This is a genomic window from Ruminococcus sp. AM26-12LB, from assembly GCF_003480785.1.
Taxonomy (GTDB): Bacteria; Bacillota; Clostridia; order Lachnospirales; family Lachnospiraceae; genus Blautia_A; species Blautia_A fusiformis.
On the sequence record NZ_QUJX01000004.1, the window covers coordinates 203,399 to 219,774 of the forward strand.

The window sequence follows — 16,376 nt, forward strand, 5'->3', positions numbered from 1 at the left end:
TTCTCCTTATCTTACACGTCTGTTGCTCTTGACCTCACGCAGCATCTCCTGGAGTACATCCATGATATCTGTGATCTCCCGGTCATAAATGACACCTTCTACATCTGCCACATCCAGACATGGTTCAAATTTCTTCAGTTCCTCTTCGTAATCGATCATAATTTTTTCCTCCTGATCACAGCCTTGATCTCACCGACCAGATAAAGGGATCCTACACAGAATAGCATTCCATCCTCACCTTTTTCCTTTACTGCCCGTTCAAAAGCTGCTGGAACATCCTCTATTGCTTCCACTTCCGGTACTCCGTCTTCACGGAAGATCTCCGCAAGCTCTTCTACCGGAACTTTACGGTATCCGCCTACCTGTGTGACGATCACATGTCGAAAACGGATCCTGCTACAGATCGTGCGGATCATATCCGTATAGTCCTTGTCATCCACTGCGGAAAACAGCAGAGTCAGAGGAAATTCCTTCTGGAAATGTTCTGCTGTCTCTACAAACTTCTCAACACCGTCTTCGTTATGTGCGCCATCCACGATCACCCCCGGAAGAACCGTTTCCATCCTTCCCTGCCAGCGTGTTTTTGCCATACCAGCCTTCAGAGCCTCCAGAGATACCGGAATCTGATCTTCCAGTACCTGAATGGTTTTCACCGCAAGAGCTGCATTCATAACCTGATAACGGGCGATAAACGGTATATCAAATACGGTATCGCCATATGTCTCGTCCTTAAGAGAAAATCGGATTCCGTCCTTTGTGATCTTATGGATCTCTGTATCTTCCCGTTTCAGCTCATAATATGGACATCCCAGCTTCTCTGCATGCTCACGCATCACTCCGGCCGCATCCGGATCATTTCCATCGTAGATCACCGGAACACCCGGCACCATGATCCCTGCCTTCTCTCCTGCGATCTCGGAAACTGTATTTCCAAGATACTGCATATGATCGAGGCTGATGGATGTGATCACGCAGGCTGCCGGATTCTCCACAGCAGTGGTTGCATCCAGACGTCCGCCAAGACCGGTCTCCAGTGTTACATAATCCACGCCGGCTTCTGCAAAGATCACCATTCCCATCAGAAGGAGTGTCTCAAAATAGGTGGGATGATAGCTTCCCTCTGCAACCAGCTCATCGGAAAGCTTTTTAACTTTTTCAAAAGCACGAAGGAAAGTATCGTCATCGATCACTTCCTCGTTGATCTGAAAACGCTCGTTGATCTCCACCAGATGAGGAGATGTAAAAAGTCCGCAGGAATATCCTGCTTCCCGAAGGACCGATGTGATAAAAGCACAGGTACTTCCCTTTCCGTTGGTTCCTGCCACATGGATCACACGGAATTTCCTCTGCGGATCTCCAAGTCTTCTTAAGCATTCTCTGGTATGGTCCAGGCTGTTCTTAGTAGTAAATCTCGGTATATCTTCAATATACGCAACTGCTTCTTCGTAATTCATAAAAAAAACCATCACTTATCTATAATGTATTCGTAAAGAACTTTTGGGGAGAAAAGCTTCTCCCCTCCTGTTCGTTACGATACCATTATATAATAGTGGTGGAAGATGTCCAGTCCTAATCGTAATATTTTATCCGACATTTTTTGTATCGGAGTATCTTTTCTATGCCATTTACTGGTTGTCTGTACTGTTTTCTTCACCGGAATCTTCTGTGGATTCCGTTTCTGACGCTGTATCCGTTTCCTCCATTGACCCTGTATCAGAACTGCTCTTTTCACTGTCAAGCTTCCACTTGCTGTCAGCGAGCAGCGCATAAACCGCCCGGTCATGGCTCTTTGTCATGGCCTTTCTTGTGGAACTGTTGCTTCGCTGCACTACCGAGAGCCGGTCAAAATCATCCAGTTCCTTTCCGGTAATGATCAGCTTGGTAGGATTCACGTAAACCGTATCGTACCATTCTCCGTTGATCTTCACCTGGCTGGACGGCGTAAAGTTTGTCCCCTGGATATAATAGGTGTGATCCGTCTCAGACACAACCTGAATGGAATCCAGCGTGGTATCATAGATTCCCATACGCATCTTTGTCCGCTCAAAAGGATTCGCTCCGTCATATGTATACTGCTTTCCGTAGAGAAGATCGTACTGCAGGGTCTCCAGATCCACCTGATAATTTTTGGTGTTTCTTCTTGCCTGATGATACTTGAAAACATTTCCCTCATGGATACCTACACGGTCCATAACCTCTGCTGCCATCTGGTATGCCGCAAGATTTTCTTTCTTTTTCTTAAGTCCGAAATTATCCCACATCACATACTCTGTCTGGAACAGATATTTATTCTCCACATCCTCCACGGTCAGTCCCATGGTCGGCAGATGATCACCATACATGACCAGTACCACATCCTCCGGATAATCTGCCAGCCTGTCAGTCAGCTCTTTGACAAAATTATCCATCTCATGGATCTGATTTACATAATACTCCCACTTATTATTCAGCTCGTCAGTAGGTGCCCCGGAAACTGTGATCTCCGGATTTTCCAGTACCGGTTCTGAAGGATAATCTCCATGTCCCTGTACGGAAATAGTATATACATAATCAGGCCCTTCTGTGGAATCCAGACACTTGACGATCTCATCGGTGAGGACACTGTCCTTGGTCCAGCCCAACGAGTTCTTCTGATTTTCATCCTTCATATACTCTGCCGAAGTGAAGGTATCAAATCCCAGATTCGGAAAAATACTTCTTCTTCCGTAGAAATTCGCCTCATTATTATGTACTGCATGAGCAGTATAGCCCAGATTCTTCAGAACATACGGTGCGCTCTCACAGGTAGTTTCCTTAAGGATACTCTTGTAAGGATACTCTCCCGGTCCAAAATAATGAAGGCTCATTCCGGTAATGGATTCAAACTCAGTATTTGCGGTTCCGGCTCCTACGGAAGGTACCTTATAATATCCGGAGGAATACTCCTTCATCAGCTTTCTGAAATTCGGGATAGGATCTTCTGACAGCTCCAGATAATTTACCAGCGTAGGATCAAAAAAGGACTCCAGCTGTAAAAACAGAATATTCGGATGACTGCCTTCTTTCGTTTCCGGAAGATTTTCTTCCGACTTCTCGATCCTTTTGATCTCGCTTTTGGAATAGTCTCTCGGGGCACTGATTCCGGTATTAAAGATCGTCGTTGCCAGACAGTAAGGATATCCGTAATCCTCATAAGCTATGGCAATGTTTCCAAAATAATTGGAAAGAACTCTTTTTTCCAGAGCAAGCTGTGTAATTCCTCCAAAGGCAAGGACCCCGACCAGGACCAACGGAATATTCACCTTGTATTTCAGCTTGCCTCTGTACTTCGGCGACCTTATCAGGATGATCAGAAGGATCAGAACCGCAATTCCCAGAAGAACTGCACCTATGGTCATCTGGGTATGGGTCAGATATTTTTTTGCAATACTGAGACCATCTGTCAGATTCTTCACATCCGGTCCTGTAAACGGTGTGACACGGTTGAGAAGAAGCACACCGTTTACGATTCCCAGAAACAGCCATAAGCTGCCCACAAAGATACGCCAGAAAATTCTCTTTCGGAAGAGATAAACAATCAGCATCGTCGTAAAGATAAACGCTGCATTATAAGCAAATACAAGCGGCCTTGTGGTCATGTAGGTCCACGCCTCTGTGAACGAGTGCCTGCATATGGCCTCGATCACAAAGTACAGGACTGCACAGCCCAGAGCCTGAAGTATCAACGAAATCTTATTGAAAAAGTTACACCACTTCATTAAAACACTCCTTCGTTATTTCACCATCTGTGTTAACTGCAGGTTCACTTTCTCTTTCATCTCTTTGTATTTCTCAAGTTTCTCCTTCTCTGCCTCTACCTTGGCTGCAGGTGCCTTGTTCACAAAATTCGGATTGTTCAGCATTCCCTCGCAGCGTGCGATCTCTTTTGTAAGACGCTCCTGCTCTTTTGTGAGACGTTCGATCTCTTTTTCACGGTCGATCAGATCCTCCAGCGGCAGATAAACCACACCGTCTGCCACAACGATGGATACCGCATCCTCACCGATTCCGTTCTTATCCTGCTGTACGTGGATCTCTTTTGCAAACGCAAGGTTTGTAAAGGATTTCTTGCAGGACTCAAAACGTGCACAGCACTCTGCATCCTTGCCTACGATGTAGATATTGGTCTTTCTGTTCTGCGGTACGTTCATCTCGTTTCTGGTGTTACGGATTCCACGTACAACCTCCTGGAAGCTTGAAACTGCTTTCTCAGCATCTGCAAAATCCATCTCGTCTCTGTATACCGGCCAGTCGGAGATCATGATGGACTCTTCCTCCGGAAGCAGTGTGCAGTAGATCTCTTCTGTGATAAACGGCATGAACGGATGAAGAAGCTTCAGTCCCTGTGTCAGCGCAGTGCGGAGTGTCCACAGTGCATCGTTTGCTGCTGCCGGGTTTTCCTCTGCCTTCCACAGTCTTACCTTTGCCATCTCGATATACCAGTCACAGAGCTCATCCCACAGGAAATCATAGACCTTCTGTACGGCAATTCCAAGCTCATATTTATCCATATTCTCAGTAACATCACGGATCACTGTGTTCAGTCTGGAAAGGATCCATTTATCCTCGTTGCACAGTGCGTTCAGGTCTTCCGGCGCTGTTACTGTCTTGCCCTCCAGGTTCATCATAATGAAACGGGAAGCATTCCAGATCTTATTTGCAAAGTTACGGCTGGATTCTACACGCTCCCAGTAGAAACGCATATCATTTCCAGGTGCATTACCTGTCATCAGTGTCAGACGAAGGGCATCTGCGCCGTATTTGTCGATAACCTCCAGCGGATCGATACCGTTTCCAAGAGACTTACTCATCTTACGTCCCTGTGAGTCACGTACCAGACCGTGGATCAGTACATGGTGGAACGGTGTCTCACCGGTCTGCTCCAGTGCGGAGAATACCATACGGATAACCCAGAAGAAGATGATATCATATCCGGTTACCAGAACATCTGTAGGATAGAAATACTCAAGCTCCGGTGTCTTATCCGGCCATCCAAGTGTGGAGAACGGCCACAGTGCGGAACTGAACCAGGTATCCAGAGTGTCTTCATCCTGATGCATATGTGTGCATCCGCATTTCGGGCATTTCTCCGGCATCTCTCTTCCAACCACCATCTCACCGCACTCATCGCAGTAATAAGCCGGAATCCTGTGTCCCCACCAAAGCTGACGGGAAATACACCAGTCACGGATATTCTCCAGCCAGTGCAGGTAAGTCTTGTCAAAACGTGCCGGAACAAACTGAAGGTTTCCGTCGTCCAGAGTTTTGATAGCAGCTTTTGCCATTTCGTCCATTTTTACAAACCACTGTGGTTTGATCATCGGCTCTACCGTTGTACCGCAGCGGTCATGGGTACCAACACTGTGGCTGTGCGGAACAACCTTTACAAGAAGTCCCTGCTCCTTCAGGTCCTCTACCATGGCCTTACGTGCCTCGTAACGGTCCATACCTGCATATTTTCCGCCAAGACTGTTGATGGTGGCATCATCATTTAAGATGTTGATCTCCTCAAGGTTATGACGGCGTCCAACCTCAAAGTCGTTGGGGTCGTGTGCCGGTGTGATCTTAACGCAGCCTGTTCCGAATTCCTTGTCAACATACTCATCGGCAATAACCGGGATCTCTCTGTCTGTAAGAGGAAGCTTCAGCATCTTTCCTACAAGGTCTTTATATCTTTCATCCTCCGGGTTTACAGCAACTGCTGTATCGCCGAGAAGTGTCTCCGGACGAGTGGTCGCGATCTCAACAAAACGTCCTTCCTCACCTACGATGGGATAATTGATGTGCCAGAAAAATCCGTCCTGGTCCTCATGTACAACCTCTGCATCAGAAATAGAGGTCTGGCATACCGGACACCAGTTGATGATCCTGGAGCCTTTGTAGATATAGCCTTTCTCATAAAGGCGGATAAATACTTCCTGAACAGCCTTGGAGCAGCCCTCATCCATGGTAAAGCGCTCACGCTCCCAGTCTGCAGATGCTCCCAGCTTTTTCAGCTGATTGATGATCTTTCCGCCGTACTCCTCTTTCCATGCCCAGGCATGTTTCATAAATTCGTCACGGCCGATCTCGTTCTTGTCAATCCCTTCCTTACGAAGCTTCTCTGTTACCTTAACCTCTGTAGCGATGGCTGCATGGTCAGTTCCCGGCTGCCAGAGAGCCTCATAGCCCTGCATTCTTTTGAAACGGATCAGGATATCCTGCATGGTCTCATCCAGTGCATGTCCCATATGCAGCTGTCCGGTTACATTGGGCGGCGGCATTACAATTGTAAAAGGTTTTTTGTCCGGATTAACTTTTGCATGGAAGTATCCGTTATCCATCCATTTTTTGTACAGACGATCCTCAATACCCTTGGGATCATAAGTCTTTGCAAGTTCTTTACTCATGTTTTCCTCCTGAATCTTTCTGATTATAGGAACCTTAAAATGCTCCTGTTCTCTGCAAGAAAAAACACGCCCTCCACACAAAAGCCAATAACTAATGTGCGAAGGGCGATCATTCTCGCGGTACCACCTTCATTATCCGGAAAAAACATCTGTTATTCCCGTCTATCTCTTGTCCCTTAACGCGGGGTACGTGAAAACCTACACAGCAGCATCTGCATCTGTTCTGCATTTCTGCTTTCAGTTTCCCGGCTCCTAAGCTACCTTCTGCAGTCCTCCATCTGAAAATGCCTTTCAGCCTGCGCTTCTCTTGCGTCTGTGCATTTCTCTCTGTCAGCGTAGATCTGCATACTCCTCTTATTCAACGCCTTTGCCATGTTCCTACTATAATGAAATTTTCTTTTTTTGTCAAGACAGAGGCCTTATTTCAAAAGTAAAAATCAAAATAAAACAGAATATCTCCACCGGTTATTTTTTCCAATGGAGATATTTTTTTATCTATCTTTCTTTTATTGTTTTGTACTCCTTCTCAATGCCTGCGATCAGTGTTTTCATTGTATATTCCAGAATTTCATTTCCGAATGCTTCCGATGATTCTCGGACCGGATGACGTCCTGCAATACCGATCAGATTACTCTCATCTTCTTTTACCTGTCCAAAGTCAACCAGTTCCGGCCGAACAGCCATTACAATAGAGGTCTCATTTGCTCCGGCATGATCATTCTGATATTTCAGTCTCTCATCATCCGCATAGGTCCATGCTGTCATAATGCACAGTCCGTATTTTTCTTCTGCCTCTTCCTTCATTTCCTGAAATGCATTTGTTGACGGACCGTGTCCATGTCCCACAACGATGCGGACTCCTGCTCTGGAAAGCTGTGCAAAAATACTGCGCAGCAGATCCTGAAACAGTCCCTTTTCCATCCAGTAAGCACTGCCCTTCATCTGCTGGGCACAATAGATATTCAGTGCGCCCTCTGTATTGATATCCATTCCATAAAATACAGTTCCCCGATCATCAAATAAACGGTCAGGTCCCATGAACAGCATCGGAAGCACTACACCACCGACCTTTTCTGCCACCCGGACAAACAGTTCTTTTGACTGGATCCCGTCAGCTCCAAGAGGCATATGCGGACCATGCCATTCCAGTGTGCCAAGTGGCAGATAGGCAACCGGCATCTCCTTTATCCTCTGTACACATTCTTCCGGAAGTAATTCCTCGTATAATACTTTTTTCATGCTCGTCTCCTCCTCATATAATCAAGTGTTTTTTATTGAAAATTCAAGTTTTTTCAACCTTTATATCTCAGTGAACAAGCCAAAGCTATAAGCATTTCGATATATCAAGTACTGAAATAGTGGTTAGAAGGTATACGAAATAAAACGTCATTGATTTCCGCTTTACTGGCCTTGTGTATACCCATCCCTCTATGGCAGCTAACCTCCTATATCCACCAGGATCATCTCTGTCTCCAGAGGTCCTAACTTGTCGGGTAGAAACACCTATTACTAAGTATATCCCCCACAGATCCGTACGTGCCCAATTCAGGCATACGGCTCTTCACGACACTTATGCCTCAGATTATCCATATAGGCTCACATAAATACGTGGTCTTACTATAGGATGCTCCTTCAAAAACTGATTGAATCCATCCCATGTATAACTTTTCCTCTGACTATGCCTATTCATCCAAAAATAAAGAATCTGAATAACTCTCTTACGGAAGTTATCCATCATTTGATAGTTATCACTTATTCCATAATAATGTTAATACCCGATTAAAATCTGATTTACTTTTGCAAGAATATATTTCTTCTTTTCAAATCTCATGTGTCAGCTATGCTCCTTAACGGGGTCATATGCCCCATGGTGACTATTTCTGCCGACTACTGGCTCATTCTTTGTATTGTTGATTACTGACTTGCTTCCTGTACCAGCACTGTGATCAGTGGACGTTATCTGTTACATTCTGCTTGATTCAGTGGCTGCCCAGATGACAGCCTCTACTATAGTTACTTTTTTCTTACGCTACTTGCAGATAAGCTGCCGGTCTCCTGATATCACTGACCAGCTTTTGGGGGTCATAAGCCACACCTTTTGTCAGCATCGCATAAAAGTCACGTATCAGCTTGGCCGCAACCGCCATAAGTGACTGCATCTTCTTTAATGGATTCAGTTTTCTGGTTGTGTAATAATTATGGAGTTCTCTGAACTCCGGATTCTTCGCTACAAGCGACATTGCAACCTCAAAGAGCAGGTATCTGAGTCTCTTTCGGCCCCGTCTGCTTATTGTTGTCTCGCCCTTGTGCTTTCCTGAACTATTTTCAACCAATGCCAATCCTGCAAGCTTCTGCAGTTCCTTCGGATTGCTGAAGCGGCTAATATCACCTACTTCTGCAAGGAACCCTGACACTGTCCTGATTCCCACACCTTTGATCCCTAACAGCTTTTCAGCCATCGGAATCTGTTTTACCAGTTCTTCAATTAGAACCATAACTTCCTGCAGACGTGTATTTCTGGATTCATAGTCCTCCAGAAGCATTCGGATCTCCATTCTTGCAGATACTGCTCCTTCTTTGCTTCCAACGCTGTGCTCTGCAGCTTCTATCAGAGTCTTCGCCCTCGCTTAGCGGTATCTTCCTTGACGGTATCTTCTTTAGCGGTGTCTCCTCCAGAATTGCCAGCATTTCCGGCTGTTCCGCATCCTACAAGAGTCAGCAGTGACATTGATGCCGCAATACCGGCGGCAATTAATTTTTCGCTTTCATATTTTTCCTCCTATTTTTCATAATGACCAGGAATTCCCACACTGTCACGGATCTGCAGCAGATATTCATTTTCCTTTTCATCACATGGTCTCTCGGCTCCATCCTGTAGATACAGCATGCCGTTTATGATACTTTTTGCCTGATATTCTACCGGCTGACTGATCGTAGACAGTGAAGGCGTTATGCGTTCCGCAAACGGAATACCGTCAAACGAAACTACAGATACGTCCTCCGGAATTCTGTAACCATGCTTCATGATCCAGGACATTACCTCTATCGCAACTTCATCGCTGTAACAAAACAATGCCGTTGGCAGCTTTTGAGGTACAAATATCTTCTCTATCACAGAAATCAGACTGCTTTTTTCATAGTCTCCATGGATCTGACCGATCAGGGATTCTTCTTGATCCAGCTGCATCTGCCTTACAGCTCTTAAAAATCCCCGTTTCCTTGCAATAAGGAAGCTGTCGTCCATTTCGTCAATGCAAAAGATGCCCCCTATCCTTCTGTGGCCAAGCTGGGCAAGATAGCATATGGTCTCATAGACAGAGCTTTCATTTTTTTCCATGATATTCAAACGCATTTCCGGTGACTGCATATGACAGACTTTAATCCTAAAATTTTCTTTTATATACGCTTCCTCTTCCCGTGAGAGCAGAAAAAGGCTAAAGCAGACTTCGATTCCTCTGATCTCCAGTTCTCTTAATGCTTCCAGTTTTTCCTCAAATCCTGAATTGCAATAACGGATAATACAGCCATATCCCATCTTACATGCAAACTCATTCAGATACCGAAACAACAGAAGCTGATACTGATTAATGTAGTTTGTCATTATAAAGCCGAACAGTTTTGACTTCTTACCAGCCAGATACTGTGCGTGAACGCTGGGATTATAATTGTACTTTCTGATGGTATCTACCACTCTTTTCTGCAGCTTCTCGCTGACTGGTTTGGAACGGTTGATAACACGGGAAACTGTAGCGATCGAACACCCGCTTTTTTTCGCGATAAATTTAATATCTATATTTGCCATATTTAAAATTCCTCCGGAAGAATTCTATGGTTACATTTTATAGGAAAACGTTTACATTTCAATTGTGAAATACTTACAAAATTAGCTTCAGGCAGATCATGGTCATCCCAGTCTTTCAGGATATTCATTACAAAACTGCCTGCATACAGGGAAATATGTAAAATTCCTGTATGCAGGCAGTCTTATCATTTCATTATTTTATTCCACGCTCTTCAGTGACTCTACCATATTGATCTTTTTCAGCTTAAAATGCATCACCATATTTACAAACATGGAGAATCCGAAGGTAATGAGCCCACTGTAGACAAAGCTTATTGGCTTGATATTTCTTCCGAACATCACCGCATCTACCTCAACGGTTGTGATCACATACCGGTGGAGGAAGATTCCGAACACTGCGCCTGCCAGAATCCCTATGAAGGACAGCAGGATATTTTCCCGGAATACATACTGGGAAACTTCGCCATCATAAAATCCCAGGACCTTCAATGTTGCAAGCTCTCTCTGACGCTCTGTGATATTGATGTTGTTCAGATTATACAGTACCACAAATGCCAGCATTCCGGCAGAAATGATCAGGACCCAGATCACCGCTCCGAGGGATCCCAGCATTCGCTCTACCTGACCTGCTGTGCTGCTTGTATAGCTGATACTTAAAGCTGCCGGATATTTCAGGATCGCATTTCCAAGAGTTTCCAGATCACTCTCTGCATCCTCTTTCATAGTATATACTGTACTTGAATACTTCGGTTTCTCCCCGAATGTTTTTTCATAGCAGGATGGGGTCATGTAAACGTAATGTCCCATATAGTTCTCTGTGACAGCAGTAATCTTTACTTTATACTTTCTGTTGTCTTTCTCCAAGGTGATCTTGTCTCCTGCTTTCACACCGATAAGAGAAGCCGTTTTTTCACAGATCACCGCTCCATCATCGGTAAGCTCATACTGCTCGTGGGACTTTCTGTCACGTAATGTTACATCCTCTTTAAAATTTTCCGTATTTTCCGGAACATACACATAGATACTGACACTTCCCTTTTCTTTTGGTGCCGTCATCTTGGTGAGCTGTACACGGGTATAGTGATCGATCTCGCTGTTTCCGTCCAGGAATTTCAGAAGATCCTTTTCCTGGCTGTCCGTGGCATCCTCATCATTGATCACCATGGCATCATAGTGCTGGATCTGGTCATATTGGAGAAGCGCAATATCCATGATCGAATCATAAAGTCCGAATCCTACAAGCATCAGTCCCATGCTTCCTGCAATTCCGAAAATGGTCATAAAAAGACGCTTTTTATAACGGAAAAGATTTCGCATGGACGATTTCCAGGAAAAGCTCAGATGCTTCCAGATAAAGCTGCTCCGTTCAATAAGGATCCGTTTTCCTTCTTTCGGTGCAGGCGGACGCATCAGAGATGCCGGTGTTTCTGCCAGGGTCTTTGCGCAGGAAAACAGTGTAGCGCCCATAGTACAGATCACCGCTGCCCCGGAAGCGATCAGTGCATATTGTAACTCATAATCCAGCTGCATGTGATCGCCAATATTCCAGTACATGATTCCATACGCCTGGATAATGATAAACGGAAGAACCTTTTCTCCGAAAAGTACTCCTGCGATACTTCCACCTACTGTAGCCAGAAATGCGTAGCTGAGATACTTGGATGCAATGGATGCTTTTCCGTATCCTAGCGCTTTCATGGTTCCGATCTGGGTTCGCTGTTCCTCCACCATTCGTGTCATCGTGGTAAGACTGATCAGAGCCGCTACAAGGAAGAATATCATCGGAAAAACCTTTCCGATGTTTTTCAGTCGCTCTGCGTTATCACCAAAATCCGAATATTCTGGAAGGTCATTGCGGTCCGTGACGATCCACTCCGGTGTTTCAATATCATCCACCTCTTTCTGGGCATCCTCGATCTTCTGCTGGGCTTCCGCAATTTTGTCATCGGCTTCTTTTTTGCCGTCCTGATATTCTTTCTTTCCATCGGAAAGCTTCTTTTTGGCGTCCTCCAGGTCTTTTTTGGCGTCTTTTAATTTCTGTTCATTTTCCCGGATCTCTTTTTCACCATCCAGGAGCTTCTGTTCATTTGCATCCAGTTCTGCCTGACTGCTGGTAAGCTTTTCTGTGTTGGCCTGGATCTCTGCCTGACCGGCATTTAACTGGGCCTGTTTTTCCTCCAGCTGCTGCCGCCCTGAGCTGAGCTGGGCTCTGGCCGAATCCAGCTGACTCTGGCCATCATCCAGAGTTGCCTGGTTTACCGCAATTTCTTCTTTTGCCGCGGAAAGCTCTGCTTTCTTTGTTTCCAGTTCTTTTTTCCCTTTATCCAGTTCTTCCTGGCCTTCGTTCAGCTGTGCCTCTGTCCTGGAAAGTGTCTCTTCCTGTTCTTTGATCTGGCTGAAGCCCTCATTGATCTGACCTAGGCTGCTCTCCAGTTCAGCTCTTGTCTGGGCCAGCTCTGATTTTTTTGCAGTAAGCTCTGCCTGCGCCCCGTCGATCTGGGCCTGACCGGCATTTATCTGTTCTTCCATTGCACTGATCTGACCATTTAAAGTCTGGATCTGCGTGGAAAGCTCCGCCAGCTCTTCCTCGGTTTTTCCTGCTTCCACACCGGCGTCATACTGCGCCTGCAGCTCCGCCGCCTGACTGCTTAATGCCTCTTTCTGGCTGGTCAATTCATCCAGCTGTGCCTGCTGCCCGGAAAGGGCTTCTTCACTGGAACTGATCTGGGATTCGCCCTCGGAAACCTGTACAAGTCCTGCCTCACACTGTTCTTTCTGACCGGTGAGAGCAGTCTTTGTTTCTTTGATCGTATTCTTTCCCGTTTCCAACTGTTCTCTTCCACTGTCAAGCTCAGCCTGTTTGCTTTCCAGTGTTTTTTCCGCTTCCCGGAGCTGGACCTCACCGTCACTTACCTGCTGTTTTGCGGCATTCAGCTGTTCATATCCGGCAGTCAGCTCTGCCTGCTTCTCATTTATCTGTGCTTCGGAGTCGGCAAGCTGGGATCTGGCAGTATTTAACTGGGACAGACCGTCTTCCACCTGCTGTTTTGCGCTGTTAAGCTGAGACCATCCATCTTCAATCTGCTTTCTTCCGTCAGCAAGCTGCTGTTTTCCATCGGTCAGCTCCTTTTTTGCATCACTGAGCTGCTGTTTTCCATCTTCGTACTCTTTTTTTCCATCCTCATACTTCTTCTGCCCATCATCCAGCTTTTTCTTCGCGTCGCCAAGTTTTTCCTCTGATTCCTTCTTTCCGTCCTCAAGCTCTTTTCTGGCATCATCCAGTTTTTCATTGGCTTCTGCGACGATCTCATCGTAGCGCAGGCTGCACTGTTCTTTTTCGATGCCTTCCACACGCTTCTGTATTTTCCTGATAAGATTGTCGTAAGCATCGGTATAGCTGATCACATCCCCGGATTCATGAACCATAATATAGATCTGGGTAAAAGCTTCCTGTTCAAAATCCTCAGGAAGAATGTATCCGAAGCCGCTGACCTCACCGGATCCAAGAGTCGTATTTCCTCTGTTAAATGAAATATAAAGAGGGCTGCTTCCGATTCCCACAACTGTATAGGTTGTTTTTTTCAGAAGCTCACTGTCTCCATCCTCACTGACAGATATGGTATCCCCGATTTTATACCCCCGATTCTTTGCAAATGGCTTGTCCAGAAAAATCTCGCCGCTTTTTTCCGGTATCCTTCCTTCATCTGCTGTAAGTAGATTAAAATTGCTGCTGATAGATTCCAGATGAAGAACCTTCCTGGCATCGTCCTCTCCACTCATAACATCCGTAGAGTAACCGCCCTCAGCCAGTTCCACACCGTCAATGTCCGATACTGCTTTTACATCACGCTGTGTCAGTCCCAGCGTTCCCTGGATTTTCAGATCCATCAGCTTTGCCGCTTCATAATAGGCATCTCCGGAATATCTCATATCCGGAGAAGACGCCTGGATCCCGGAAAAAAATGCAACACCCAGTGCCACGATCAGAAAGATCGAGATAAAACGTGCTTTACTTTTCCGGATCTCCATCCAGAAATCTTTGTGTAATGCTTTCATTCCGTCACCTACCATTCAATCTCTTCCACTGGTGTGGGATGTGCATTTTCAGTCATCCTGGAAACCTTGCCGTTTTTGATCTTGATCACACGGTCGGCCATAGGTGTCAATGCAGAGTTGTGAGTAATGACAATAACCGTCATGCCCCGTTCCCTGCAGGTATCCTGAAGGAGCTTCAGGATTGCCTTGCCGGTCTGATAATCCAACGCTCCTGTAGGTTCATCACAGAGCAGAAGCTTTGGATTCTTCGCCAGCGCTCTGGCTATGGAAACTCTCTGCTGCTCACCGCCGGATAACTGTGCCGGAAAATTGGTCAGTCTCTCCTTCAGCCCTACTTCCTCCAGAACTGTCTTGGCATCCAGAGGATCCTTACAGATCTGAAGCGCAAGCTCCACATTCTCCAATGCAGTCAGATTTGGCACCAGATTATAAAACTGGAATACAAATCCAATATCCTCCCGCCGGTATCCGGTCAGCTGCCGGTCTGTATATTTTGCAATATTTTTTCCATCGATCCAGACATTGCCGGATGTGGCCTTATCCATTCCGCCCAGGATATTCAGCACCGTTGTCTTTCCGGCACCGCTTGGTCCTACCACAACCACAAATTCTCCTTTTTTTATCCGGAAGCTGATCTCATCCACAGCTATGATCTTCACTTCTTTTGAGCCATAGATTTTGGATACATTCTCCAGCTTCACATATTCTTCCGTATGCTCCATTTCCACCCCTCCTCTTTACTCTCTATATGATTTCAGGGGGCTTTTATCTGCCCCCTTTTAATTCTCTCACTCACGTATCACAGCTGTAGAAAAATGTTTTCGGCTATGATCGAATATTATCAATAACTATATTTATAAGTATATCGGTTCTTAATTCAAAATGCAATTTCTACTTATATTTTACAAAGATTTTTCATTCCTGCGCATTTGTATTTTACATTTCTTTTCTATAATACAGACAGATAAAGGAAATCAATATTATGGCTGACTGTTGCTGACAACAGCAGAAGTATAATTCCAGCAAAACAGGAGGATGGATTATGTATAAAGTACTGTGGAATCACTTAGATCAAAATTTAAAAAAGGCCCCTGCGCCAGCTGTTTTTCTTGCACTTTTGACAGCTGGATGGAGTGCAGCCGGAATTCTTGCAGGATTACTTGTTTGTCTGGAACTTCAGACAGAACTGATGGTGAAGCTGACTGTGATCTTATGTGCCGGTGGATACGCCGGACTAATTCCCGGTTTCTTCGGTGGGATCTTTTATCTTTACCGAATGGATCTTCGGAAACCTTCTGCGGGTCCTGCAGCTGATCTGGCAGCTGAAGCGGAAAAAGCTTCTGCCGATCCTGCTTCATTGATCTATTTTCACAATAATTGACAAAAAAGCAGAACTCTGCCTGGTTGTGCAGGGCTCTGCTTTTTTTATTGAATATGTGTATTAAGTTTGATTACTTTCTTATGGAATCCGCAAGCTTTTTTGCTTCTGCTGTCAGTTCTCTTATTTTGTCAAATTCTCCTGCCTTCACAAGATCTCCTTTTACCATCCAGCTTCCGCCGCAGCAGAGGATTTTGTCACAGGAAAGATAGTCCTCAAGGTTTTTCGCATTGATCCCGCCGGTAGGCATAAAACGGATTCCTGTATAAGGAGCTGCCATTGCAGAGCATGACGCTTTGCGTGCTCAGGATGCCATGTACCTTCACCTGTTTTATAATCGTAAACGAATCCTGCTTACGGAAAAAAATTCCTGATGCTGTCCGATCTTCCAGAAGTCTGTCTTCACGGTCTTCAGCAAATACATTTTTATAGGAAAAATAAGCCCTGGAAATTCATCTTTCCAGGGCTTTCTAAGAGGTGCCACCCGGATTTGAACCGGGGATAGAGGTGTTGCAGACCTTTGCCTTACCACTTGGCTATGGCACCATGCTCCCCCTGTTGGACTCGAACCAACGACACTGCGGTTAACAGCCGCATGCTCTACCGACTGAGCTAAGGAGGAATATTTAATTTAAGGATTATACCTTAAAAACTACATACATGCCTGTTGATCATTAATCAAACTCTTGAATCAATTCTTAACCTGCGTTTCTTGGTCAAGCCCTCACCCGAT

10 protein-coding genes, 2 tRNA genes and 1 pseudogene are annotated in these 16,376 nt (G+C 45.4%); 1 reads left to right on the forward strand and 12 read right to left on the reverse strand.

Annotated features, from left to right (window positions below):
* Positions 1 to 6 precede the first annotated feature (6 nt).
* The 9 genes and pseudogenes from DW694_RS16850 to DW694_RS04365 form a co-directional block, all read right to left on the reverse strand.
* Positions 7 to 159, reverse strand: a complete 153-nt coding sequence (locus DW694_RS16850; RefSeq protein WP_015526890.1) for a hypothetical protein — start codon at positions 157 to 159, stop codon at positions 7 to 9.
* Positions 156 to 1,454, reverse strand: coding sequence for a folylpolyglutamate synthase/dihydrofolate synthase family protein (locus DW694_RS04330; RefSeq protein WP_114002463.1), 1,299 nt, complete (start codon positions 1,452 to 1,454; stop codon positions 156 to 158). The genes DW694_RS16850 and DW694_RS04330 overlap by 4 nt, the downstream gene beginning before the upstream one ends.
* Before the next feature lie 171 nt (positions 1,455 to 1,625).
* Positions 1,626 to 3,737 (reverse strand): LTA synthase family protein, encoded by a 2,112-nt coding sequence (locus tag DW694_RS04335; RefSeq protein ID WP_118752598.1) that lies wholly within the window; start codon positions 3,735 to 3,737, stop codon positions 1,626 to 1,628.
* Between the two features lie 15 nt (positions 3,738 to 3,752).
* Positions 3,753 to 6,407 (reverse strand): valine--tRNA ligase, encoded by a 2,655-nt coding sequence (locus DW694_RS04340; RefSeq protein WP_118752599.1) that lies wholly within the window; start codon positions 6,405 to 6,407, stop codon positions 3,753 to 3,755.
* Between the two features lie 495 nt (positions 6,408 to 6,902).
* Positions 6,903 to 7,646 (reverse strand): creatininase family protein, encoded by a 744-nt coding sequence (locus DW694_RS04345; RefSeq protein WP_110103653.1) that lies wholly within the window; start codon positions 7,644 to 7,646, stop codon positions 6,903 to 6,905.
* A gap of 785 nt (positions 7,647 to 8,431) precedes the next feature.
* A pseudogene (locus DW694_RS04350) lies at positions 8,432 to 9,031 on the reverse strand (transposase); the annotation flags it as partial.
* Between the two features lie 155 nt (positions 9,032 to 9,186).
* A complete protein-coding gene (locus tag DW694_RS04355) occupies positions 9,187 to 10,209 on the reverse strand; it encodes a LacI family DNA-binding transcriptional regulator (RefSeq protein WP_110103654.1) in 1,023 nt (340 codons plus the stop codon).
* Between the two features lie 198 nt (positions 10,210 to 10,407).
* Entirely contained in the window at positions 10,408 to 14,265 is a 3,858-nt protein-coding gene (locus DW694_RS04360; RefSeq protein WP_286186837.1) for an FtsX-like permease family protein, read from the reverse strand.
* An 8-nt stretch (positions 14,266 to 14,273) separates the two neighbouring features.
* Positions 14,274 to 14,987, reverse strand: a complete 714-nt coding sequence (locus DW694_RS04365; protein ID WP_118752601.1) for an ABC transporter ATP-binding protein — start codon at positions 14,985 to 14,987, stop codon at positions 14,274 to 14,276.
* A gap of 320 nt (positions 14,988 to 15,307) precedes the next feature.
* Between DW694_RS04365 and DW694_RS04370 the strand changes: the two genes are divergently transcribed.
* Positions 15,308 to 15,646, forward strand: coding sequence for a hypothetical protein (locus tag DW694_RS04370; RefSeq protein ID WP_118752602.1), 339 nt, complete (start codon positions 15,308 to 15,310; stop codon positions 15,644 to 15,646).
* A 70-nt stretch (positions 15,647 to 15,716) separates the two neighbouring features.
* On the opposite strand, the gene DW694_RS04375 is transcribed toward DW694_RS04370, so the two are convergent.
* The 3 genes from DW694_RS04375 to DW694_RS04390 all read right to left on the reverse strand — a co-directional run bounded on the left by DW694_RS04375 (position 15,717) and on the right by DW694_RS04390 (position 16,265).
* Positions 15,717 to 15,923: a hypothetical protein gene (locus DW694_RS04375; RefSeq protein ID WP_330384654.1), complete on the reverse strand. Its 207-nt coding sequence runs from the start codon at positions 15,921 to 15,923 to the stop codon at positions 15,717 to 15,719.
* A 195-nt stretch (positions 15,924 to 16,118) separates the two neighbouring features.
* A tRNA-Cys gene (locus tag DW694_RS04385) sits at positions 16,119 to 16,189 on the reverse strand.
* Between the two features lie 3 nt (positions 16,190 to 16,192).
* Positions 16,193 to 16,265, reverse strand: a tRNA-Asn gene (locus tag DW694_RS04390).
* Positions 16,266 to 16,376 lie beyond the last annotated feature (111 nt).